The sequence below is a fragment of the Brasilonema octagenarum UFV-OR1 genome, from assembly GCF_963888615.1.
Lineage (GTDB): Bacteria > Cyanobacteriota > Cyanobacteriia > Cyanobacteriales > Nostocaceae > Brasilonema > Brasilonema sennae.
Genome location: NZ_CAWPKW010000225.1, coordinates 34252 through 57209, shown reverse-complemented (window position 1 = coordinate 57209; position 22958 = coordinate 34252). Strand labels below are relative to the sequence as shown.

Genomic DNA, 22958 nt, shown 5'->3' with positions numbered 1-22958 from the left:
GGGTTCCCCCAAAGTCTGCCGGGGGAAGCTTCCCCCGGCGAGCTTTGACCGTTGTAGCACCTGGCGTGAGGGATGCCCGATAGGGCAGGGTGAGGTTTTCCCAGATTTTTGGATGATTATATGACTTGTGTGTACACCGTCGCTCACAAGTTCTACTCCCACTTTTTCAAAGCCTTAACGCTTGGGCAGCTGTAAACCACTACGTTCTAGCATTTGCCGCACTTCAGGGCTAGGGCTGTAATTATAGCCAAAAGAGGAGCGCTCTGAATCATCTACAATCTGAGGCGTTAGCAATACAATCACCTCATTACGTTCGTTAGTTTTGTTTGTTCTTCTAAAGAGTGAACCAAGAAGCGGAATATCACCCAATATAGGAACCTTAGAGACACTTACTCGCTCTGAATCTTGAATAATACCACTGAGAATTAATGTCTGACCATCACGCAGACGAATTAAGCCAGAATTAAGAGCACGCTTAGAAACTAAAAATATTCTTTGGCTACCACTCGAACCTAAGTTAATTTCAGCTGGAGCCTGAGGAGCTGCAATAGTGGGAGCTACTGAGAGAGATACAAAACCATTGTCATCAATCCGTTCAATTTTAACAGCCAGGGTTAAACCTACTTGTTCTTTATCCGCTGCAATTGTTTCTGTGGCAAAATTCTGATCGCGAACGATTTGCCTTTTTATATTACCTACTACTTCCTGAGTCAGGTTAATACTTGCGCTTTGACCTTCTTGAACAATTAAGGTGGGGTCAGTCAAAATCTTGGCGTTACCATTTTGTACTTGAGCTTGTAAGTTAACAAGCAAACGTCTAGGAAACTTAAGCGGATTTTCTGGCAATGGGTTTTTGATTGTTGGAGAACTAGATACACTTCCACTCACTTCAGAACTCGTAGCTGGTCTAGAACCGCCAAAATTGAGAACTGCTGCACCGCCATCATTAGTAAAGAAGTTGTTACCAATGCCAAACGAAAAGCTAGTGTTAAAGTCTTTTGTGTTCAGTAAATTAACATCGACAATTTTGACGTTAACGACAACTTGCCGACGGCGGATATCAAGCTGAGTCAGTTGAGATGTCGCCATTTCAACTTGCTTGGGAGAACCAATTAAAGTAATGGAATTAGTGCGTTCGTCTCCTAGTGCTTGTAAACCTCGGAGTAAGGGTGTTGAATATTTGGAGTCATCAAGACTTAAACGTTCAATTTTGGTTTCTGTTGTCGTCTGACTTTGGGTGAGGGGGTTGACAGTACCACCCACAGGTACAGCACTAACACTAGTCACTTGACGTTCGCGGCTGACTGCACTTTCTGCCCCTAAACCAACCAAAAAGTTTAATGCTGTGTCCACCTTTGCCTGATTGAGTCGCACACTACGTACAATTACATCACGAACGGCATTAGGCAGTTTCGTTCCAACAAAAATTGTCCGTCCTCTGCGGTTTGCTTCAAGACCACTCAGGCGCAAGACATAGTTAAAAACATCTTGAACTGACTCGTTTTCTATATCCAGCGAGATTGTTGGTCCATCACTCCTAGTAGTACTTTGCTGTCCAGAAGAAGCTTGTTCTGATGTCTGTGTTCCCGTGAAAGCCAGGTTAAGACCAGCAGCACGAGTCAGCAGTGACAAAACCTCACGTACCGGGGCTTCTCGCAATACCAAGCGAGACACCCGTTCTTGAGTTCCTAAGTCAATGTTGCTAAAAGAAGCATCGAGATTGGAGATAGCAATATCACCTACAGGTGGTGCGATCGCTTTTGGCAAGATAGGCGAAGTTTGATTCGTATCTAAACCTGGTGCTGCTGGTTGCGTAGGTTGAGGTGAGGGAGAAACAGGGGACGCAGTTTGTATTGGTACTGTTTGTGGCGTAGTCGTCCTCGCCTGTCTTGGCTGTGTTGAGGTAAAGCCCAGAATAATGTTATTCTGCTGTCGCACCACGGGTTCACTGTTGGGGGCGCTGCTGGTTCCGGTAACTATCACCTGAATGCTATTGGCATCAAGCTGATGAATTGTCACTGAAGCAATTCCGGAAGCTGGATTATCTTGACGGAAAGTATTTCCTTTTGGTAAACGTAATTGAGTGTTAATAAGACCTACGACTAAAGCGTTACCTTTTTTTGTCGTAATTTTTGTTGTAACAATTTGTGGGCGCGAAGCCAAAGCAGTTTTCAATATGACGTTAATTCCAGCATCAACTGGACTTAGCTGCACTCCAGTAATTTGAGTAGTCTGTGCCCATACTGGTTGAGCTGCCAAAACAATCATTGCAGCTGCACCTAATACAAAACTACTAGCACTAGCGTGAAGCTGTTTCACAGTTTATTCCTCACAATTGAAAAACCTAACAAGAAAACTTTGCTTGTCCTGTGCTTTGGATCAAAGCGATTTGAGCTTTTGGCAGCTAAGCTCTTAGCATAGCTTTCTCGACAATCAACACAACTACGTTGATATATTTCCTTATAATTGTTCAAAATGAACAGTTTTTTTACCTGAGAGTCACTAAAAAACCCAAGCTTGCATAACACTCGTTCGTATGTCCCCTCAGCAGATACTGCCTCTCATAATTTTCATCTTTACTATTTGTAAATTTTGTAAATATATTTATCCCCTATAAATGCACCCTCAACTGCCACCATCGGTTTTTACTGTTTTTAAAGATGCAAGGATACTACTTAAAATACTCAACTCACTAATGAAGTGTATTTTAAAGAACATTTAATTAAGTATAGCATTATTATTTATTACTATGTAAATAGCTAAAAGTAAGTAATTATGCTGTGTTCTTGTTCAAGGTGCTGAATGTGGAATTTATAGCTAAATTAGTATTTGCAACAATTACTTTAATTTCTTCCTACTAGAGATCGCCAAAAAAAAACTACTATTCAAAATCCACGAAAAGCTTGTAATACAAGCTTTTTGAATTTTGAGAGAGGTTTGCCCTTGCGGAGGAAATCTCCGTAAGCGCAAAGCGCACGCAATCATGCGCTCTTGCGTAAGGCGTGCCGTAGGCATACAAAGCAGCATCTTTGGAGGAGACTCCAATCTATGCCCTATCCCTACAGCACGGCTGCACCTAACGGGTAACCTGCGTGAACAGTGATCAGCGAATGCGTGAATTCCAAAGCAGCAGTCGTATGTTGTGCCAATAGTAATCATGACCATTACTAAAAGCAACAAGATATTGTCGGTATCTAGCCTTGAGCCAAATTTATTAGCAAAGGAGATATTTCCGTTATCTTGCGTTTAAGAAGAAAACGGTTGCAATTTTGTTTGTCAGATCTCATACATTTAAACTGCTAATTTTCTTGTTATGAGTCATTAGTCAGAGCAGCACAATGCAGGAGGGGCTTCTCTCACCTGTTAAGCGTATTTCTTGTAGAGAGTAACGCTAACTCAAGACTTGCCCAAAAAGTTAGATTTAGCAACACCAAGTTACTAATCAATTCAGAATGTGCAAGGAAAAAAACCAGTCGTTGCAAAAAGTCTAGCCAATAGCCGTATACAAATCAAATGCGGCACAGCTTACAAGCTATAGCCAACACATTTTTAGCACGATTAATAGCAAAAGCCCAACAGATCAGGTGAAATTAATGCCAACACAGAAAGCTTTAGCCATTGATGCAACTAGAGTAGAAGGTCGCAGGCGTATACTTCCTAGACGACCTGTGTTATCTAGCCACCATGCTAGATGGGAAAACTTATATCTGGAGTATCACCTTCAACCAGAGTATGAAAGCCCTGAACATTATGCATCCCATTATACACTTGCTATTCGTGTGCGTAGTCAATCACATTTGGAGCGATCGCTTGGTGATTGCCACAAAACTGAAAGTCCTATCCCTGGCGATGTGGCGATTATTCCTCCCCAAACCATCCACAAGGTATCTTCTTCTCAAGAGTCGGAATTTATTGCTTTATGTTTAAATTCTGAGTTTGTCTCAAATATTGCTGGTGACTTAGTGAATCAAGATGTTGTGGAGATTATACCACACTTTTCCAAGCCTGATCCCTTAATTTATCAAATTGGGCTTGCCCTTAAGACAGCACTGGAATCAGATAGGTCGCCTAGCCGTCTTTATGCTGAATCAATGGCGACTGCGCTATCAGCTCATCTCTTGCAGCATTACTCTGCGGCTAAGCACAAATTTCCAGAATATCAAGGAGGATTGCCGAAATATAAACTACAGCGAGTCATTGAATTTATTATCGACAATTTAGCAGATAATTTACTCCTTGACATCATGGCAAAAGAAGCAGGTATAAGTCAGTACCACTTCTGCCGCTTGTTCAAGCAGTCTACTGGGCTTTCTCCCTACCAATATGTGATGCACTGCCGCATTGAGCGTGCTAGGATGCTGCTGCTACAGAATAAACAAAAAATTTCTGAAGTCGCGTCACAAGTAGGTTTTGCTGACCAAAGTCAATTCACCCGTCACTTCAAGCGCGTACTGGGAGTAACACCCAAAGAAATTCGTGCAAAAAGTTAGCAAGAATATCACAAAATAGCAAGAATCTTCTAGACAGCAGGAATCAGGATTTTATATACCTTTAAATAAACATCAATGTCCCTATTAATCTCGACTAGTGGTATTCGATCCAAAAGATTCTCCTAATAGCTCCCGTTGGAAACACAGGACTCATTTATTGCCACTCAAATTCGGCAAGTTTGTTCATTTAACAACTCTTGCGATAAAAGTTGGAGGCTGGGGGATAAAATCCTCCCTTATCCCCCGCATTTCTTGTTGTGGTGCCCACAGATAGTCCTGCCAAATTCAAGGGATTGGGAGAAATCGAATCAGAGTGATGAGTGTTGCGGTGCATCTCCAAAGAGACGTTTGCAAAAAACTGCTTACTGGACGTTTTACCACTACGTCCTTTTCTTATCTGGAGAAATAAAGGAGAGCGTATGAGCGACAATTGTAAGCTTCGCTGTACTCGCCCTGATACTATTCGCCATAGTACAACTTTAGAAGTTCAAGCGCAACTGATTGACATCCTCAACCAAACGCTGGCAACTACTATTGATCTCAAGACTCAGTTCAGGCAAGCCCGTTGGAATGTGAAAAGCATGAACTTTCATCCTTCACACGAATTATTTCACGAAATTGCAATTGAACTAGAGTTGTATATTGATATGCTTGCCCAGAGAATAACAGTTCTTGGTGGTTTAGCCAGAGGAACAGCTCGATCTGCTGTCAAACATTCAGTTTTACCTGAATACCCCTTTCATCTTACACAAAGTCAAGAACACATAGCATCCCTAGCAGAGCGTCTATCCATCTATGCCTCTTTGCTGTGGGAGAATATTGACCGCACCGCTATTTTGGGGGATGCTGAGACAGCGTACGTCTACGCCGAAATCTCTAGCGTCATTGACAAGCATTTGTGGTTTTTGGATGAACAGCTGATGAACTCATACTTTGATGAGGATCATCGAGTAGCTTCTCATAACTAAAGAAACTACTCTCAAAAATTTCCAGGGCGCTGATCACTGAGTACAGAATGGCACAAGTTCGTAGCGATTGTTGGTTAAGGTCCGCTAATCCCAACCGAAACCACGCTGCTACGGAATGAAAAAAACTGTACTCAGATTAACCAAAAATTTTCTAGCTAATTGTTGTGGCTAAATCTATAATTACACATAAAGATTAACTGATTTAATTTTTTATTTTTAATCATCAGGGGTTGACGTTAATCCTTCCGCGACATATTAACTTTCCTGGGATAAGAGTTAACTCTTGGATATCAACATCCGATCCCAGATTGAAAGAAAGTTCTTTGTGACTAGGCTCAAGCAGGGCTCCTATATCGCTTTTGACTTGGATTGATGAGAGTAGCAATTCCTGTGTGCTAATTAGCTGCGGACTCATACTAATATCTAAATGAGTAGGCTCGCCTTCGTCTGCCAAAATAGCGAAGAGTGTTGCTTTACTCTGCTCAAGGTCAATTTTTTTCCAAGTTATGGACTTGGAAAAAAATTGGTGTTCTGGAAAAAGTTCAACCATAACCTCATATAAACCAGTCGATAACAAGGTAGATGACACAGACGCATTGAGATCCTCCTGTGATTGGATCAGCTCGCCAACTACTGGTACTGTTTCTAATAGTCGTAGTGGTTGTCCTTTGAGTACTGAGCCAATATTGATACGAATATTTTCTGCAACTAGTTGAATTTGTGTAAGATGGAGACCTCGATATACAGCATGACTGGCAAAAACAGATACCCAAGGAATGCAACCAGACAGAAGTTGGCGATCGCTGGCTTTGATTTCGACTTCCAGTTGAGAGACTTGGCTCACTTGAGTTTTCAACCACAGCTTGAGTGCTGCTGTCAACACATTTGTGACAATACGTGTCTTGTGTGATTTTTTCGAGTGTAAATGAGACTCTTGCATTGAACTATTTTGCTTATGATTATCCAAATAGAGAGATACCAGGAATTTTTACGGTATGTTAGTGTAGCGTTTTGGGAAACTCATGACAAAATGTAGAGATATTATTTGCTGATTAACATTTTGATTGATCATCAGTAATTTACACATGCAGGCACGGTTACAAAAAATTCTTTCTCAATGGGGTATAGCCTCACGTCGTGAAGCTGAAGAGATGATCAGGCACTCACGCGTGCTCATCAATGGTGAATTGGCACATTTGGGTCAAAAGGCTGATCCTCAAACAGATACTATCACGGTTGATGGAAAGCAACTGTCTGTCCTACAGCGCCCAGCTTTCATTTACCTGTTACTGCACAAACCACTTGGGGTGCTGACTACTTGTGATGATCCAAATGGAAGACCTACTGTATTAGACTTACTTCCTAAACAAATAAGTTCCGGTCAAGGTATTCACCCAGTAGGTCGGTTAGATATAGATTCTACAGGAGCATTAATACTTACAAACGATGGAGACCTCACTTTTGGTCTAACTCATCCTAGTCATAGTATTTCTAAGACATACCGTGTTTTGGTCAAAGGACATCCTCCACAAGAAGTTCTACAGATGTGGCGTCAGGGTGTGGTCTTGGATGAGACAAGAACGCGACCAGCACAAGTACGAATCATAGAAAAGTTTGCTTCTTCTTGCTGCTTAGAAATTATTTTGAAGGAGGGGAGAAATCGTCAGATTCGCCGTGTTGCTCAACAATTGGGATACCCAGTTATTGAACTACATCGCACTGCTATTGGTTCTATTCAATTGCAAACGCCTGGAAAAGGTCACTTAGGTGAAGGTGAGTATCGCCATCTAGAGGAGTTTGAAATTCTTTTTTTAAAAAAAGCAATTGCAGCAGTTTCCTATTAAAGATTCAGTGTGGTTAAGGAGTTTAACAGTATATGACGTGGCAAACAAAGAAAGACAAGGATGAATCTATACCTTCATTCGAGCAACAAAGAGCCGAAATTCTCGCCCAAATGGGTGCTCAACTGTTGGCGTTACGCTTGGGACAGGGTTTATCCCTAGAGGAAATGGTGCTTTTGACCAAAATTCCCCAACGACTATTAGAGGCGATAGAACAAGGTGATTTGACTAAACTCCCAGAGCCAATTTACACTCAGGGTTTGATACGGCAATTTGCTGATGCACTAGGGTTGAATGGCGCAGAGTTTTCCACTACCTTTCCTACAGATATAGACCAGTTCAGCCAAAACTTAGGTTGGAAAAGGACATCAGGGAGTCAATTACGCCCTGTCCATCTTTATGTGCTATACGTATTTTTAATTTTTTGCTCCGTCACTGGTTTGTCTAAGTTACTCAACGCAACAACATTACAAGCAACTTATAGCCAAAATAACCAGAAAGAACAAACACAGCCCCTAGCACAACAACAAACCACCCAAAATCAAAAAGTACAACTTGTTCAAGCTGTCAGTAAATTACCTGACAACGCCATAGAACCGCAGCAGGTGCAAATTGGTGTTACATTGAAACAGACATCTTGGATAAAAGTGGTAGCCGATGGCAAACTCCAGTACGAAGGTGAACTCCCACAGGGGACTCAACGTACTTGGATGGCTCAGGGACAACTGACTGTTAAAGCAGGTAATGCGGGTAGCGTGTTGATGAGTGTTAACAAGCAACAAGCTAAGCAATTCGGAGAACCGGGTACAGTCAAAGAAGTGACGATCGCAGCTAATACTAGATCTTAAGGAAAGGGAGAGAGTGGGGGAAAATATCCTTCACTCCCTCTTGGGTTTGCTATCTCCTCACTTAGGTTGCGGCGCACGTCCACATAACTTAGTGAGATTTTGTAGGCGATCGCTTAATTCCTTAGTCAAAGCATTCGCTTGATAGCACCACTCCCAGTTACCTTCGGCTTTACTAGGGAAGTTCATCCGCGCTTCACCTCCTAAGCCCAAAAGATCCTGTAACGGAATAATTGCTTGATTCGCCACACAAGTCATCGCAAGTCGAATCAAATCCCAATGAATCCCTTCAGGACTTTGACAACCCAAGAAAAGCAACAAGTTTTGCCTTTCCTCTTCTGAGGCTGTATTGAACCAGTTTACGGTTGTGTCGTTGTCGTGAGTTCCGGTGTAAACGATACAATTGGGTGAATAGTTGAAAGGTAAAAATGGGTTAGCAGCGTCAGAACCAAAGCCAAACTGCAAAATTTTCATTCCAGGAAATTCATACTTATCTCGCAGCGCTTCTACTTCTGGCGTAATGACTCCCAAGTCCTCCGCCATCACAGGTAGCTTACCTAATCGCTGTTTAATTGTCTCAAACAATTCTTCTCCAGGGGCTTTGATCCATTCTCCATTCATGGCTGTTTGTTCCCCTTTTTTAACAGCCCAGTAAGCTTCAAATCCTCGGAAGTGGTCAATACGGATTACATCTAGATAATCCAGCATCGCCTCAAAGCGTCCTATCCACCAGCTAAAGTCCTGGTTTTTCAATCCCTCCCAGTTATAAATGGGGTTACCCCATAATTGACCAGTGGCGCTGAAGTAATCTGGTGGAACTCCCGCCATCAGTGCTGCTTCTCCCGTCTGTTCGTCCAAGCAAAAAATATGGGGATGGGACCACACGTCAGCACTGTCATGGGCTACGTAGATAGGAATATCGCCAATAATTTGAATACCGCTCATATTGGCATAGGTTTTGAGTTGGGACCACTCGCGGAAAAATTCGTATTGGGTAAACTTGTAATAAAAAATTTCCGTACTCAACTGCCGTTGTGCCTGTTCTATTGCTTCCGGTTGACGCTTGGCAAGTTCTCGGTCCCAAGTATGCCAACTTGTTCCATTATGGGAATCTTTGAGCGCCATAAACAAGGCATAATCCTCTAGCCAATAGGCTTTGCTATCACAAAAACCAGCAAATTCCTTCTGCTGCAAGGGTGTTGCCCTATCTTTAAAATTCTCGCAGGCTTTTTTTAACAGTTCGATTTTAATGGGTATGACCTTGTCGTAATCTACCTTAGATTCTTGAAAAACTGGTAAATTAGCAAAGTCCTCCTCAGATAGCATACCCAGTTCTACCAATTTTTCTGGACTAATCAGCAGCGGATTTCCAGCCATTGCTGAATAAGAAGCGTAAGGAGAGTTACCATACCCAGTTGGTCCTAGAGGTAGCACTTGCCAAAATTGTTGGCCGCTTTCTCTGAGAAAATCAATGAACTCATAAGCTTGGATTCCTAAATCCCCAATGCCAAATCGGCTGGGAAAGGAAGTGGGATGTAGCAAAATACCGCTGGATCTAGGAAAAGGCATACTGAACCTATTATTAATGAGCGAACAAATGCACGATGCTACCTCTGGGCAGCTCCTTCTGGGAGCATCGCATTGAATCTATCACAGAACTAGTAACTGGGGATGCATCCAGTAACCTGACATTGATTGTCCTTTGCCTTTGGTTAAATGACCGAAACTAAGGGTATGGGGGAGCTAGTGCCCCCAAAACTCTCGGATACAAGCCCTCAATAATTGTATCCCTTACACCCTTATCCCCTACACTCCTAGTTCTTGACTAACAATTAATGACTAATAACTCATGACTTACCGAAATCCTGCTCCAACAGTTGATATCATCATCGAATTGATTGACCGTCCTCATCGACCAATAGTGTTAATTGAGCGACATAATCCCCCTTTAGGTTGGGCTATCCCCGGTGGTTTTGTAGATTACGGAGAATCTGTTGAGATAGCTGCACAGCGCGAGGCTTTGGAAGAAACTAGCTTGCAGGTGGAGTTGGTTGAACAATTTCATGTGTATTCTGATCCCAGCCGCGATCCCCGCAAGCACACACTCAGCGTTGTGTTTTTGGCAACTGCAACAGGTGAACCCAAAGCAGGGGATGATGCTAAGGCTATGGGAATTTTTGAGTCTTGGCGTGTGCCAGTGAATTTATGCTTTGACCATGATAGAATTTTGCGGGATTATTGGCGATATCGGCATTATGGGATACGTCCCAGGTTGGATTAACTGTTAAACCACGAAGACGCGAAGGGCGCGAAGAAGAGAAATGAGTAGAAGGGTTATTCGTACTGATAAGGCACCTGCACCTGTGGGACCGTATAATCAAGCGATTGTCGCGTCTGGTGAAATGATTTTTGTCGCTGGGCAAATTTCTCTTGATCCCAGTACGGGAAAGATTGTTGGTGAAGGGGATGTGACTGGGCAGACTCAACAGGTGATGGCAAATTTAGAAGCAATTCTCACATCTGCTGGGGCGAGTTTTGAGAATGTGGTGAAAACAACTGTGTTCTTGGCGGATATGAATGATTTTGCCGCGGTAAATGCGGTATATGCAAAGTATTTTGATGAGGCGACAGCGCCTGCGCGTGCGTGTGTACAGGTATCGCGTTTACCCAAGGACGTGTTGGTAGAGATAGAGTGTATTGCGGTCATTTCAAGCTAAGTTATGGCGAATGAGTTGCTCATCTATCTATACTTCGAGTAACTCTTCGTTGGAAAGTTCTCTTAGTAATTTTTCGTTTGTTGTTTTCTTGATTTTAAACCTTGTATTTTTACTGTCATGAAAGCAAAAAAAAGCACTTTACTATTTTTCATCAAGCATATTATCAAGAAACAGTAGACGCATAGAAAATCAAATTGCATACTATCCGTATCAGGTTCACTCTGTTTGTTCAAGCACGAACTCTCCTTCCCTGATCTCCCCAAATGAGTGTTCAGGAATCATTTACGATTGCTATAGAAGTTTTTATCAGTAACTCATGTCCGAAAATCGTCTGACACTGAACTTAGTAGAAGGTTCCGTCTCTTTTAGTTTTTCACCTCAAGCAGCACGAGAATTCAAAGCAGCGCTGGATCAATTGATGCAAAGCCTTAAAGCTGTTGCTGCTAAAACCACTCCTGGTGGTAAACCTAGTCCCCAGCGTCCAATGGAATATCGTTACACGGGAGAGGTATTTTTAGAAATTTTTTGTAATCCCAATATCTGGTCTACTCCTTTTGCAGCCAAAGTCCTGCTAACCGTCCGCGATGCAACTATTCGCTTGACAACAGAAGCCGAACTGACGCGCGTCATAGAAGATATCAACCAGTATCTCGAACAAGTCGGATAATGGTAGGTGCGAATGATATTCGGGAAAAATAAGAGTTAACGTCGATTGATTCTTCCTCTCCCTGTTAAGAGTTCCCTGTTAAGCGTGTTTCTTCAGAGTTAAACTGGCGGCGCACCCCCGGCTACTAATGGAAAAAACACTCTTTTCACGCCAGATACCTAGGCGACTGCGTAAGCGCAAGCGCACGAATCGAGCGTTCGCGCAGCGTCTCCGTAGGAGATACGCGTAAGCGTGTCCCTTTGGGACTTACAAAGTAGCGTTTGGTGCAGGAGATACCCGAAGGGCAGTGGCTCCCCTACACCCTTACACCCCTTTCTTAAGAGAGATACAAAATTTCCGGAGCAGTTTATAAAATTGAACTGCTCCGGAATTCACACGTCTAAAGGCATTAACACCCTAAAATATCTACACCCAAAGTGCAACGACACTTCTAGGGCTACTTTGACAAGTGGTTGCAAAGCCGATGTAGATTAAAAATCTCCAGAAAACACTTTTGTATCGATGGAAGATGGGATATTTGAGATTTTGGACTGGAAAAGGTTCATAAAAAGCAGAGATTACATTTCAAATTGAGGGTTAAATCCCTTTTTATCAATTTCTATATCCCATTCCAGAATCAAAAATGAAAAACTGATTAGTCGTTTTCCCACTGTTCCCGACCAATCAGATCGGCAATGCGATCGCGCAGCAAGAAATCACACTTTTCTAATTCACATTCAATACATACCCACTCTCTAGCCGGGATGTATTGGCACAAGGTATAAATCGGCTGCTGTCTGCTTACCAAGCCCTTTTGCACCAGTCGGCGTGCTTCATCTTGTATCACATCTAGAGAATAGTAACTGATAGAAGGCACCGTATTCACACTCATGGTTTTTGCTCACAATTTAACACTTAATTGATTTCCCAAAATCCCTTAGGAACAAAGGCTGATAGATATGAAAAACTAGTCGTTGGGGTTTTGTAGTTTTATATACGGAACTATTTTCATTTTGACGCTATACATCCTAAAATTATATGAAGAAATGTTACGAAAATCAACGAGTCATGACATTTGCTTAAATTGTATTGCATATTAACACATTAGGAGAGTTGATTCATCTTGCTGACGTTGTTGAGATAGTTGTTGCCTACCAAAAAGCACGGTTTGGCAAGGCAAGATGTTTTAACAAGACAGATTGTCTACATACCAAAGAGGGTGCGTAGAGCGCGGTCTTGTGCTGCTGGCATTTGCCCATAAGAAAATACACCAGGAATCTCAATCGGTAATATATGTATAAACTGTTGCCATACATATGGGCTACCGTATAAGACAAAAGCTTGTAAGCCCTTGGTTGTTAACAATTTCTTAAATAAGTCTTCTGCTGCCTTAGTGAGTCCTGCACTACCACGAAATGGATTTCCTCTGATAAAGACTTGTAGTAAAGTCGGATGATTTTCCTCCAAGTTACTAGTGTTTTGAGTTTGAGAATCAACAATTTGGATTTTATATCCCACCTGGTTAGTAAGTGTAATCACTGGTGCACTTTTGTCTAAAAAAGCACAATTTATGATTTCATCAACAATGATTATATTGTATAAATTCACTTTTTGCTTATTATTAAGTTTTATGACATCTATGAGTTGCTCTAATGCTAACGCAGAGCCGTGAATGATTTGGCTTTGCTGCAAAATCTCACCAACAATCTCAAGAGAATCCTTTTGGGCGGTGCGCTCGATAAAACCTGTAGTCGTGACTGGTTCACAAGAGACTTTGCTCTTTGCTTGCCAAATGCGCTCAACAGACTCGCGAATGCGTGATCGCGAAATCCGACCACTTTCAACAGCGGTACATACAGCACTGATAGCCTCTTCAGGATCAACAGGCATGAGTAAAATATCAGCACCAGCAAGCAATGCCATCACAACAGCTTCAGTTGCCCCATAGCGGTTGGCAATAGCACCCATAACCAAAGCATCTGTAGTTATCAAGCCTGAAAAGCCTAATTTTTGCCGCAACAACCCTGTTAATATCTTGTGTGACAAGGTTGCTGGTAATTGTGGATCTAAACTAGGTATTAATAAGTGAGCGCTCATGACTGTATCCACACCGGAGGCGATCGCCGCCGCAAAAGGTGGTAATTCCACTTCTGCCAGTCGCTGTAGCGAGTGCGGGATCACAGGCAAATCCAGATGAGAATCAACAGCCGTGTCCCCATGTCCTGGGAAATGCTTCGCCGTTGTCAGCACAGGATGAGTCTTTGCACCACGAATAAAAGCGCAAGCCAACTGACTAACCTCATCAGGCGTTTCGCCAAAAGCGCGAACATTAATCACAGGGTTATCAGGATTATTGTTCACATCCACCACAGGAGCGAGTACCCAGTTAATCCCAATGGCTAAAGCTTCTTGTGCAGTGATAGCTCCCATTTTTTGGGCATAATCCAAACCCAACTTTTGGTCCTTGCGGAAGATAGAGGCTAACGCCATTGGTGGCGGAAACCAAGTTGAGCCACTAAACCGCTGTCCAACACCTTCTTCAATATCAGCAGCGATCAGTAGAGGAGTTTTCGCCCATTTTTGCAATTGTTGTGTCCTGATAGCTAATTCCCCAGCACTTCCCCCCAGTAAAATCACTCCACCAACCCCCAAGTCTTGCACCCAGTGTTGGAGTGTCGCTGCTGGTGGTTCCCAGACAGGATACTGAATTTGATGATCAAATAAAAAGCCGGAGGCACGAACAACGATCATCTGAGCCACCTGTTCAGGCAGGGAGAGTTTGTCTATATCGGGCAGCATAGGCAGTTACAATACAAAATTTAAAAACAGAAAACCCAACACAACAAGCAAGAGTACCGACAGCTATCTTAGTTTGCTAAGCAAAAACCAATGGCTTTGTTTCCAAAGTACATGGCATGTCAAGTGAAAATGCCACTAAGGGAGTTTGCTACGCAAAAATCGACTTCAAGGGTCAAGTTGCACCAGCCGAGAGATATTGTCCCTATGTTAGATGTAGGGAAAAAAATTTGCACTACACCCGAAACCCCACAGCTGACACTCTCAGGACTTACCAATATTTAGTTTTGTAAAGTACTCAGCCTTTTGGAATAGGTATAAACTGAGATATTGCACCATTTTTAGCAAAAAGCAGAATCTTTCAGTCAGACTTAAATCACAAGAATGCAAGATTTTGATTCCAAATAGACAACCAAATACAAAGAGTATATATTTACAGCGTTTTCAATTTATTTCACTCCTTAACCTCTTGATTTCCTGACTCAAACGTAGTCTCTAACCTGTAAATTGTTGTAACTGCCCTCTCAGTGAGCTTTGCATTAAGCAAATTAAAACAGACACGACTTGTCGTGTCTGTTAAATGTTTAGCTGATGTACGTTAATTAATTGTTGTTTACGTTACTTAATCCTCCAGACATAAATCTTCATTCTTTAATGAAGTTATTTTTGTTTTCTTCTGCCGGATTTTCTAGCTGACGTTCTAGCTCAAGCTTGTTTAACAGCGACAGCACCTTTGTACCGCGTTCTATAGATCGATCTTCTAGAAACACTACCTCTGGTGTACGACGCAGACGGACTCGTGCACCCAGTTCACTGCGGACGTAACCTGTCGCTGACTTTAACCCAGCCATTGTTTCTGCTTTGGCCTCCTCTGTGCCATAAATACTGACGTAGATTTTCGCATGTTGCAAATCTCCCGATACATCAACGTCAGTAACACTCACCATTCCTGTCCCCACACGATCATCCTTGATACCGTTGAGTAACATTTGGCTAACTTCCCGTTTAATTAGCTCAGCAACGCGGGAAACGCGGCGATCTGTAGCCATAAAATTCGTCTCCTCACAGAGGATCTACTACACATTACATAAATACGACTTTATTAGGGGAGTGAACTTCCCACCAAAGTCATAGTCTAAATTGTACTAAAACCAAGCATCGCACGCAGCGTGAGACTAATAAAAACCAGAGCGCCTAAAAAGAAGCCCAAAATAGGTATTAAAGTGAGTGGGCGTTTAAAAAGAGGTATCAAAGGCGCATAAGCATTCAAAAGCACACCCAAAAGTATTGTAATGAAGTAGCGAGCGTAGCGAGAAATATTATTCCAGAATCCGTCAAACATCTAGATTTAGACTACCTTATTATAGACGACACGTTTTTTTTGATTGGTTTATTTGTTCTCATTGTAATCTGACATGAGAGAATTACTCAGTTGCTCAACTTAAGGAAAGATAAAATGTCCGCTGCCATCGGAACTCTGTTAAGCGAAGTCATCGCAAAGACTTTCTTCTACGTTTTTAAAACTTTATCTACTTAATTTCATCAAAAAAACACCAATTTGAATAATTACCACTCTTCTCTTTTCTTTTCTTTCTTTTCTTAGCGAACTTTGCGTCTTCGCGGTTCATTTAACATTTATTTTTGATACTTAAAAGAAGTAGATCCGGATAAAAAAACGTAAAATTTAGAAAGCCGGTTTATTGAATAAACCGGCTTTCTGATACCACTTATTTTATGTTTAATTTGGTGGTTCTACTTAACTAGGATATAATTATAGATAAAGAGCAAAAAGATTACAATTATATTGATTCTAATTTGTGAAATGTTAAGTCAAGTTTCTAAAGAAGATTTACCACGTCCGTTTTTAAAATGGGCTGGTGGCAAAAGCAGACTAATACCAACATATTATACCTTTTTTCCTAATGATTTCCAAAATTATTATGAGCCATTTATAGGAGGGGGAGCAGTTTTTTTCTATCTGTACAACAGACCGAAGGAAGCATTTTTAACTGATATTAATTCAGAACTCATTAATACTTATAATTGCGTCAAAAATCATTTATATGAATTAATTAATATTCTCCAATATCATGAAAAGCAACACAATAAAGATTATTACTATCAAATGCGAACTACTGTTGAGGATAGTGAAGTAAAAAAAGCAGCTCGTTTAATATATTTGAACAAAACTTGTTTTAACGGTCTTTACAGAGAAAACTCCAAAGGCAAATTTAATGTACCAATGGGCAGATACAAAAAACCTAATATTTGTGATTCATCTAGCTTACGTTTAGCATCACTTGCTTTGCAGTCAGCAGAAATAAAAGTAAGAAGCTTTGAACATGTGCTAGATGATGCTATAAATGAAGATGATTTTGTCTACTTTGATCCACCTTATTATCCAGTCAGTAGTACCAGTAATTTTACATCATATAGTCGTTATAGTTTTCATGAAAAAGAGCAAAATCAACTAAGAGAAGTCTTTGGAGAACTCGCCAAACGTGGCGTCAAGGTGATGTTATCTAATTCAGACACTTCATTTATTCGCGATCTTTATAAAGAATTTCATATACATACTGTGCTAGCTGGGAGATCAATCAACTCTAATGCCAAAAAACGTGGCGTCATTAACGAACTGTTAATTACTTCGTATTAGAGATGATTGTTAGTCCAAGCAATAAAAGTACTTAAATTATGTACAGCTAATAAATTGGGGTTATCAGCTACCTGGTTTTTTAACCAGATAATTGAGCCTGGTTTCATTCCTCCTCCGTCAATCAAAACAATCGCGGGTGCAGGATAGCAATTTTGGATATTCAAATTAACATAAGGAAGTTTTTCATCAACAGAGCCACTAATTTGCTGCCATTTACATTCAATAATAAAACCAGAAGGAATTGTTACTGAACCAATGATGTAAAAGTCTACATAAATATCAGTACCATAAATCCCTGATCCTATGTAAACTTGTCTTGCGTATCGTTTTGGAAAACTCGTGCAGTTTATAAGATGTCCTAAACGCTTCTTCTTTACGAGATTAGAACCGACTAGCTCATACCCATGCCCTAACAAAGTTCCTTCTACAGTTTTTTCCAAGACGTTGCCAGACTGATTTGCTCTGCCACCTTGAGTCATTGCTCTCTAGCTCTGGAGAATGAAGAATTGACTGTAGATTATAGCTTCTATTTTAAGATTAATTCACTTTTTGCTGCAACACTTGATAATTTTTCTAATCTGCGACTCTTCCTTTGTTCCACATTACCCTTCTCTTCTGAAACAGATAGAGAAAAGAGAAGGGAAGGAGAACAGCAGATTTTGAGTTAAAAGAAGGAAGAAACTATCTATGTTTAACATTAAACAAATAGGATAAACTCTAGAAAATTGAATAAGACTAGCTTCTTGGTTGATACAATTCACTATAACTTTAGCCTGCCTGCATTCCTGTGCTACCGTTGCGGATAGTCCATGCAATTTCTAACATTTGAGTCCAGCGTTTTTGTAGCTGTTTGGGAGTACATTTGATTGTTCTGGCGATTGCTTGATCACTTTGTTTTGCAGTTTTGAGCTGCAAAATTTCCTGCTGCTGTTCCGAAAGTTGGCTCACAAAGACTTCCCACTGTTGGGAGGATAAACCCAATTTCTGTTCTAGCCCTGCGCCTAACCATTGATGTACCAACTGCCACTGGTGTTGCTTGGCAAACTTTTCTACATGATACTTAAAACGCTGTTGTAGATAATCGCGCTGGCGGGTGGTTAAACCGAGAATTTGGTCAATTTCTGGTGCTGAGAGATCCTGCAGTTTTAAGGATAGATAATCTATGCAGTCAGCTTGGCCGTGAGCTTCTAAATATTTTACTAATTCTGAGATGACGCGATCGCGCTCAGAATCTTCAGCAGGATCAAACTGAGATTGTGCTGTCATCACAGAGCGAACTTGTTGAACTGCTGAGTGACGCTGATAAGATTCTGCTTCTTCGGTTTTAGCAGATTCAACAGCCTGTTCAATATCTACTGTTGTTTCTTGAGGTAAACGACGAGCAAAACTTTGAGCACGTAATATAACCAACTGTTGATTACCGCTAGGCAGATTAATGCGACGTTTGGCATATTGTTCTGTAAACGCCATATATTCTGCCAGTTCCAGTTGAGTACGTGGGGTATAATCTTCCGGAAGTTCGTTTTCACGCCGGAAAGCTTTTATAGCTTCTAGATAAAATGCTTGTAGGAAATCTTCAATCAAGTTGTAACGAGCTTCAAACCCTAAATCAGAACTTGATATGATAATGTGGCGGTAAACCATCGCCCCCAATTGGCTATGTAATTCTACACGACCTTTTTTTGAACCCAATTGGTAGTAACGCAGGCATTTTTGCGAACGATGTCTTGCCAAGTTTAACAGCCAAGACTTAATTTGTCCTGATGTTTGGATGCGCGAACTTTTGCTGCAGATGCGTTCCACTTCTTTTGCTATGCGCTTTGCTATAGCTTGCACCGACGTAGATGTTGTTTTCACCTGAGGTTGCATTTCGTTGCACAGCAGTTGCACCAAAGCATCACTATTACAAACTTGCAATTGTTCCGTCGAAACGTGGTGATTTAAAGAAGGTGTGGATATGGGTAGGTTGGGAAGATTTGGTTTCATGACAATTCTCGAATTGGTATTGCACCGTACAACAATACTCAGACAGCACTACCAAGGCACGCCCCAGTAAGCAAATCTCTTTCATGGTTTTTACCCATCAAGAGTTGCCGTCAGCATTGTTCACACAATATGACTGTAAAACAACTGAAAAAGTTACAGTATTAGCGGTGTGTCGGTTTTTTTACAAACCACTAAAAAGCGACAGATACATGGATATCCGCCATGCTCCCCAAGTACCCCAAACCCTTACTGCACCAAGATTTTTAACACTTCAAATCATACCTAGTTCCAATGTTGTAGGTATGACAATCTAAAAACTGGAGTCATTTCTACTCTGTTTTATGGAATTGACAACTGGGGGCGTGAAGTTAAATATTTATACTTTTATACCCATGCAGCGACTTTTTCCCAGCCTAAACCCTGCCGCACTATCGTTGGTATTTCTCCTGTCATATCTAATATAGTAGAAACTTCATACTTGGGTTCCTCGCCAGTGTCCACAATCACATCTACCAATTTGTCCAAACGGTCAAATAATTCTATTCGGGATAGGTAAGTTTGTGCTTCTTTGTCATTATACTCATCATCTATATCATCATTAGGTGGTAAATGTGCTGAAGTCGAAATAATTGGGTTTGCCAGCGCTGACAATAAAGCTATACACATAGTATGATTTGGCACTCTAATTCCAGTGGTCTTCCGCTTCGGATTTTGTACCAGTCGTGGCACTAACTTTGTAGCAGGTAACAAAAACGTATACGGTCCTGGGATTAAGCTTTTCATCATCCGATAAGCATTATCGCTCACATAAGCATAAGTGGCTACATTAGAAAGCGAGGGACATAAAAATGTCAGTGGTTTATCATTTGCCAACTGTTTTATTTGTCTTACTCGCTCCACTGCTGATTTAGCATTTAAATCACAACCAATAGCATAAACTGTATCCGTAGGATAAAGCATCACTGCGCCACGTTGCAGTTGTGCTTGTATTTCCTCTATACGCCGGACTTGGGGATTATCAGGATGAACTTGGAAAATTTTTGCCATAGAAATAAAAAAAAGGCCAGTAGTTAATCGTTAGTGGTATTTTTAGCACTTAACAACTCGCAACTAACAAACAATTAATAATTAATGACGCAAAAAAGCACTTAGAACGCAAAACTTAGAATGAAATCTTGGGTACAATCCCCCGAAATCGTCCGTGAAATCCATTGTGAACGTTGAGCGGAGCCGAGATGTTAATCCAAAATCCAAAATTCCTAATCCAAAATCCAAAATCTAAAATCCAAAATTGTTTGACTCATTATGACTAAAATTGCGTATCTTCAATGTCCGACAGGAATTTCCGGTGATATGTGCCTGGGATCTGTGGTTAGTTTGGGTGTTCCTTTAGAGTATTTAACTCAAAAACTCAACGGGTTAGGGATTGAGCATGAGTATCAACTGAGAGCAGAACTTGTTCACCGTAACACTCAACAGGCTACCAAAGTTCATGTGGATTTAGTAGACCACCATCATCACCACCACCATGAACACAATCACCACCACGGACGCCACTTGCCAGAAATTGAGCGGATGATTCAAAAAGCTGAGTTACCATCACGAGCAGAAGCCTGGAGTTTGGCAGTATTCAGGCAGCTAGCAATCGCAGAAGGGGCAGTACATGGCATTGCGCCAGAAAAAGTTCATTTTCATGAAGTGGGTGCTGTTGATGCCATTGTCGATATTGTTGGCACTTGTTTGGGTTTAGATTGGTTGGGTATCGAGAGCAATGATCAAGGATTACCTTTATTATTCTGCTCGCCGCTACCTACTGGCGGGGGAATAGTGCGGGCGGCTCACGGGCAAATGGCTGTACCAGTACCAGCAGTTTTGAAGTTATGGGAAATGCGCGGCTGTCCAGTCTATAGTAACGGTATCGAACGGGAAATGGTCACACCAACAGGAGCTGCGATCGCAACAACTCTTGCCGTAGACTTTGGTTCTCCACCCCCAATGACCATCAAACAAGTAGGACTGGGTGCTGGTTCGATTCATTTACCTATTCCCAATATTCTACGTCTGTGGCTAGGTGAAGCAACAAATTTGCCAATAAATCAGGCAACGAATATCACAGATAAATCAACTGTGAGTTTGACAGATAATTCATCCGCTACAAAATCCATTGCTAGTGATACCAGTCCAGCTTTGGAAACTGTCTGTGTTTTAGAAACCCAAATTGATGACTTAAGTCCACAGGCTATAGGTTATGTGTTTGAGGCATTATTTGCCGCAGGTGCTTTAGATGTCTTTACCCAGTCTGTAGGCATGAAAAAATCTCGCCCAGGAATTTTGCTGAGTGTGATTTGTCATCCCGAAAATCTACACAGCTGTGAAGCTGTTTTGTTTCGCGAAACCACCACTTTAGGAATTCGTCGCTCAACTCAGCAACGCACCACTCTCCAACGAGAAATTCAACAAGTGGAAACTGAATACGGTGTTGTGCGCGTCAAGGTAGCATGGACAGGACAAGCAAACGAAAAAGCGATAACTAACGTCCAACCAGAATATGAAGACTGTGCAGAACTTGCGCGAAAACACAATATTCCTTGGCGAGAAATTCAGCGGCTAGGGCTACAGAATTGGTACGCGCAAACAGAAATAGCTATTGGGGATCAATTTCTTTAGTGTATTTAACACTACAGCAAAAAAGCCCGCATAGGCGGGCTTGGTTTATCTGCTGATAGACTGGAAGCGTGTGAGCAGATAACAACAGGCTATTGATTGTTAATTAACAGCGTCTTTGATCGCATTACCAGCCTTTTCCAAGATGTTACCAGTGTTTTGGGCCGCCTCTTGAGTTTTCTCATCAGCAGTGGTCTTGGCATCTGTTAACTTTTTGTCCACTGCATTGCCAGCATCTTCTGCCGCACGTTGAGCACTTATCTTTGTGTTTTCAGCAGAACGTTGAACAGTTTTCGCTGTACCCTGAGCAGCATCGCTGGTGTTTTCTTTGATATTTTCAATACCTCGCTTGGTTCCTTCAGCAAAGTTCTCAGCCTCACTCTGAAGTTTTTCTGTGATCTTTCCAGTTTCTTTCTGAATATTTCTGCCTACTTTTCCTGTATCTTCACCTACGCGGCGAATATTTTCTGCTGCGTTACTCGAGCTGTTCTGGATGTTTTGTTCCGCGTTTTCTTTGAGAGCCTCAGCCTCAGCTTTGAATTTACCGTCACTGGTTCTGGGATCAAGATCGCTAAAGTTATTCATCCCGCCTTCATAGCCAGAATTTACATTGGCTCCCTTTGGAACGTATGTTTCAGAATTAGGAGGTGCAGATTGTTCTCCTACAGTTTGACGAGGACTTGTTGCAGCTACAGAACTACAAGCTTGTGTAATAAACAGTATCATTCCGGCCACAAAAACTGTTATAAGTTTGATCGGGCGAATGTTTTTGAACAATGCAACGATTTTTTTCACAGTGCGACTCCTTTTGCTTGTATGACAAAGTTTAACATTAACCAAGAATTAACTCGGTACTTGTGCATCTTGGATTTACTTCACATCTAAATCCAAAAAACCATTTTTATTTGTTGACTACTGAATTGGGTTTCAATTCAGGTCTATCAGCTGCTTAATCTGCCTTGCCCTTGTGTGTTGACACCAGAAGCGATTAGCAATTGTGAATTAAGCAGTGAGCTTGCTTGGTCTCGTCCAGAATTAGACATCTTCTGCTCGGTGTATTTATCCCCTTCTCCTTTATAAGGATTATTTGCACCACCTGCTTGCACAGCAGGATTCTCTGGATTTGCACCCTGAGTATTTGCTGCATTACCACAAGCGGTGCTTACTATCAACAACACCCCAGCTAAAAACACTATCACAATCTGGCGCAGTCGCAGTTTTTTTATAAAATAAGTTAAACCATTCACCAATTTCTCCCATCAACTACAAACAAGAAAATATTTTCTTAATATTTGATCAATATTTTCTTCATAAGATTACAAAGAGAAAAACAAACAATGCCTCTAGCA

Annotated in this window: 20 protein-coding genes and 1 pseudogene; 9 read left to right on the top strand and 12 right to left on the bottom strand. The window is 41.5% G+C overall.

Annotated elements, in window-relative coordinates; genetic code table 11:
• Positions 1 to 174: 174 nt before the first annotated feature.
• On the bottom strand, positions 175 to 2319 hold the full coding sequence (locus tag AC5590_RS18195) for a secretin GspD/PilQ domain-containing protein (protein WP_169264919.1): 2145 nt from the start codon (positions 2317 to 2319) through the stop codon (positions 175 to 177).
• A gap of 1274 nt (positions 2320 to 3593) precedes the next feature.
• On the opposite strand from AC5590_RS18195, the gene AC5590_RS18190 reads away from it, so the two are divergent.
• Both AC5590_RS18190 and dps read left to right on the top strand, forming a co-directional pair.
• Positions 3594 to 4490, top strand: coding sequence for a helix-turn-helix domain-containing protein (locus AC5590_RS18190; protein WP_169264918.1), 897 nt, complete (start codon positions 3594 to 3596; stop codon positions 4488 to 4490).
• Positions 4491 to 4909: 419 nt separating this feature from the next.
• The gene (gene dps / locus AC5590_RS18185; protein ID WP_169264917.1) at positions 4910 to 5458 is read left to right on the top strand and encodes a DNA starvation/stationary phase protection protein Dps; all 549 of its coding nucleotides are present in this window, start codon (positions 4910 to 4912) and stop codon (positions 5456 to 5458) included.
• 223 nt (positions 5459 to 5681) lie between these two features.
• On the opposite strand, the gene AC5590_RS18180 is transcribed toward dps, so the two are convergent.
• Positions 5682 to 6398, bottom strand: coding sequence for an LmeA family phospholipid-binding protein (locus AC5590_RS18180; protein ID WP_169264916.1), 717 nt, complete (start codon positions 6396 to 6398; stop codon positions 5682 to 5684).
• A 145-nt stretch (positions 6399 to 6543) separates the two neighbouring features.
• Here AC5590_RS18180 and AC5590_RS18175 point away from each other — a divergent pair, with 145 nt between their 5' ends.
• Both AC5590_RS18175 and AC5590_RS18170 read left to right on the top strand, forming a co-directional pair.
• On the top strand, positions 6544 to 7302 hold the full coding sequence (locus AC5590_RS18175) for a pseudouridine synthase (RefSeq protein ID WP_169264915.1): 759 nt from the start codon (positions 6544 to 6546) through the stop codon (positions 7300 to 7302).
• 32 nt (positions 7303 to 7334) lie between these two features.
• Positions 7335 to 8147 carry a helix-turn-helix domain-containing protein gene (locus AC5590_RS18170; protein WP_169264914.1) on the top strand — a complete coding sequence of 271 codons (813 nt, stop codon included), beginning with the start codon at positions 7335 to 7337 and terminating at the stop codon, positions 8145 to 8147.
• A 57-nt stretch (positions 8148 to 8204) separates the two neighbouring features.
• Here the strand turns inward: AC5590_RS18170 and malQ are convergent, their stop codons facing one another.
• Entirely contained in the window at positions 8205 to 9713 is a 1509-nt protein-coding gene (gene malQ, locus AC5590_RS18165) for a 4-alpha-glucanotransferase (RefSeq protein ID WP_169264913.1), read from the bottom strand.
• A gap of 280 nt (positions 9714 to 9993) precedes the next feature.
• Between malQ and AC5590_RS18160 the strand changes: the two genes are divergently transcribed.
• The 3 genes from AC5590_RS18160 to AC5590_RS18150 all read left to right on the top strand — a co-directional run bounded on the left by AC5590_RS18160 (position 9994) and on the right by AC5590_RS18150 (position 11528).
• Positions 9994 to 10425 carry an NUDIX domain-containing protein gene (locus tag AC5590_RS18160; protein ID WP_169264912.1) on the top strand — a complete coding sequence of 144 codons (432 nt, stop codon included), beginning with the start codon at positions 9994 to 9996 and terminating at the stop codon, positions 10423 to 10425.
• A gap of 40 nt (positions 10426 to 10465) precedes the next feature.
• Entirely contained in the window at positions 10466 to 10861 is a 396-nt protein-coding gene (locus tag AC5590_RS18155; RefSeq protein WP_169264911.1) for a RidA family protein, read from the top strand.
• Between the two features lie 316 nt (positions 10862 to 11177).
• Entirely contained in the window at positions 11178 to 11528 is a 351-nt protein-coding gene (locus tag AC5590_RS18150) for a hypothetical protein (protein ID WP_169264910.1), read from the top strand.
• 634 nt (positions 11529 to 12162) lie between these two features.
• On the opposite strand, the gene AC5590_RS18145 is transcribed toward AC5590_RS18150, so the two are convergent.
• The 4 genes from AC5590_RS18145 to AC5590_RS18130 form a co-directional block, all read right to left on the bottom strand.
• Positions 12163 to 12399 carry a DUF4327 family protein gene (locus AC5590_RS18145; protein WP_041040790.1) on the bottom strand — a complete coding sequence of 79 codons (237 nt, stop codon included), beginning with the start codon at positions 12397 to 12399 and terminating at the stop codon, positions 12163 to 12165.
• A 311-nt stretch (positions 12400 to 12710) separates the two neighbouring features.
• On the bottom strand, positions 12711 to 14306 hold the full coding sequence (locus tag AC5590_RS18140; RefSeq protein ID WP_169264909.1) for a glycoside hydrolase family 3 N-terminal domain-containing protein: 1596 nt from the start codon (positions 14304 to 14306) through the stop codon (positions 12711 to 12713).
• Positions 14307 to 14947: 641 nt separating this feature from the next.
• A complete protein-coding gene (gene rbfA / locus AC5590_RS18135; RefSeq protein WP_169264908.1) occupies positions 14948 to 15352 on the bottom strand; it encodes a 30S ribosome-binding factor RbfA in 405 nt (134 codons plus the stop codon).
• An 86-nt stretch (positions 15353 to 15438) separates the two neighbouring features.
• A complete protein-coding gene (locus AC5590_RS18130) occupies positions 15439 to 15645 on the bottom strand; it encodes a DUF751 family protein (RefSeq protein WP_169264907.1) in 207 nt (68 codons plus the stop codon).
• A gap of 480 nt (positions 15646 to 16125) precedes the next feature.
• Between AC5590_RS18130 and AC5590_RS18125 the strand changes: the two genes are divergently transcribed.
• Positions 16126 to 16959 (top strand): DNA adenine methylase, encoded by an 834-nt coding sequence (locus AC5590_RS18125; RefSeq protein ID WP_169264906.1) that lies wholly within the window; start codon positions 16126 to 16128, stop codon positions 16957 to 16959.
• Here the strand turns inward: AC5590_RS18125 and AC5590_RS18120 are convergent.
• From AC5590_RS18120 to AC5590_RS18110, 3 genes are all read right to left on the bottom strand, one after another.
• Positions 16956 to 17438, bottom strand: a complete 483-nt coding sequence (locus AC5590_RS18120; RefSeq protein ID WP_169264905.1) for a PD-(D/E)XK nuclease superfamily protein — start codon at positions 17436 to 17438, stop codon at positions 16956 to 16958. The two genes, AC5590_RS18125 and AC5590_RS18120, sit on opposite strands and share 4 nt — an antisense overlap.
• 289 nt (positions 17439 to 17727) lie before the next feature.
• Entirely contained in the window at positions 17728 to 18945 is a 1218-nt protein-coding gene (locus AC5590_RS18115) for a HetZ-related protein (protein ID WP_169264904.1), read from the bottom strand.
• Between the two features lie 384 nt (positions 18946 to 19329).
• Complete coding sequence (locus AC5590_RS18110; protein ID WP_169264903.1) at positions 19330 to 19992, bottom strand: L-threonylcarbamoyladenylate synthase; 663 nt, start codon at positions 19990 to 19992, stop codon at positions 19330 to 19332.
• Positions 19993 to 20250: 258 nt separating this feature from the next.
• Here AC5590_RS18110 and larC point away from each other — a divergent pair, with 258 nt between their 5' ends.
• Positions 20251 to 21612: a nickel pincer cofactor biosynthesis protein LarC gene (gene larC / locus AC5590_RS18105; protein ID WP_169264902.1), complete on the top strand. Its 1362-nt coding sequence runs from the start codon at positions 20251 to 20253 to the stop codon at positions 21610 to 21612.
• Between the two features lie 99 nt (positions 21613 to 21711).
• Here the strand turns inward: larC and AC5590_RS18100 are convergent, their stop codons facing one another.
• Together AC5590_RS18100 and AC5590_RS18095 are read right to left on the bottom strand one after the other, a co-directional pair.
• On the bottom strand, positions 21712 to 22404 hold the full coding sequence (locus AC5590_RS18100; protein WP_211178420.1) for a hypothetical protein: 693 nt from the start codon (positions 22402 to 22404) through the stop codon (positions 21712 to 21714).
• 185 nt (positions 22405 to 22589) lie between these two features.
• A pseudogene (locus AC5590_RS18095) lies at positions 22590 to 22856 on the bottom strand (DUF6658 family protein); the annotation flags it as partial.
• Between the last annotated feature and the right edge of the window lie 102 nt (positions 22857 to 22958).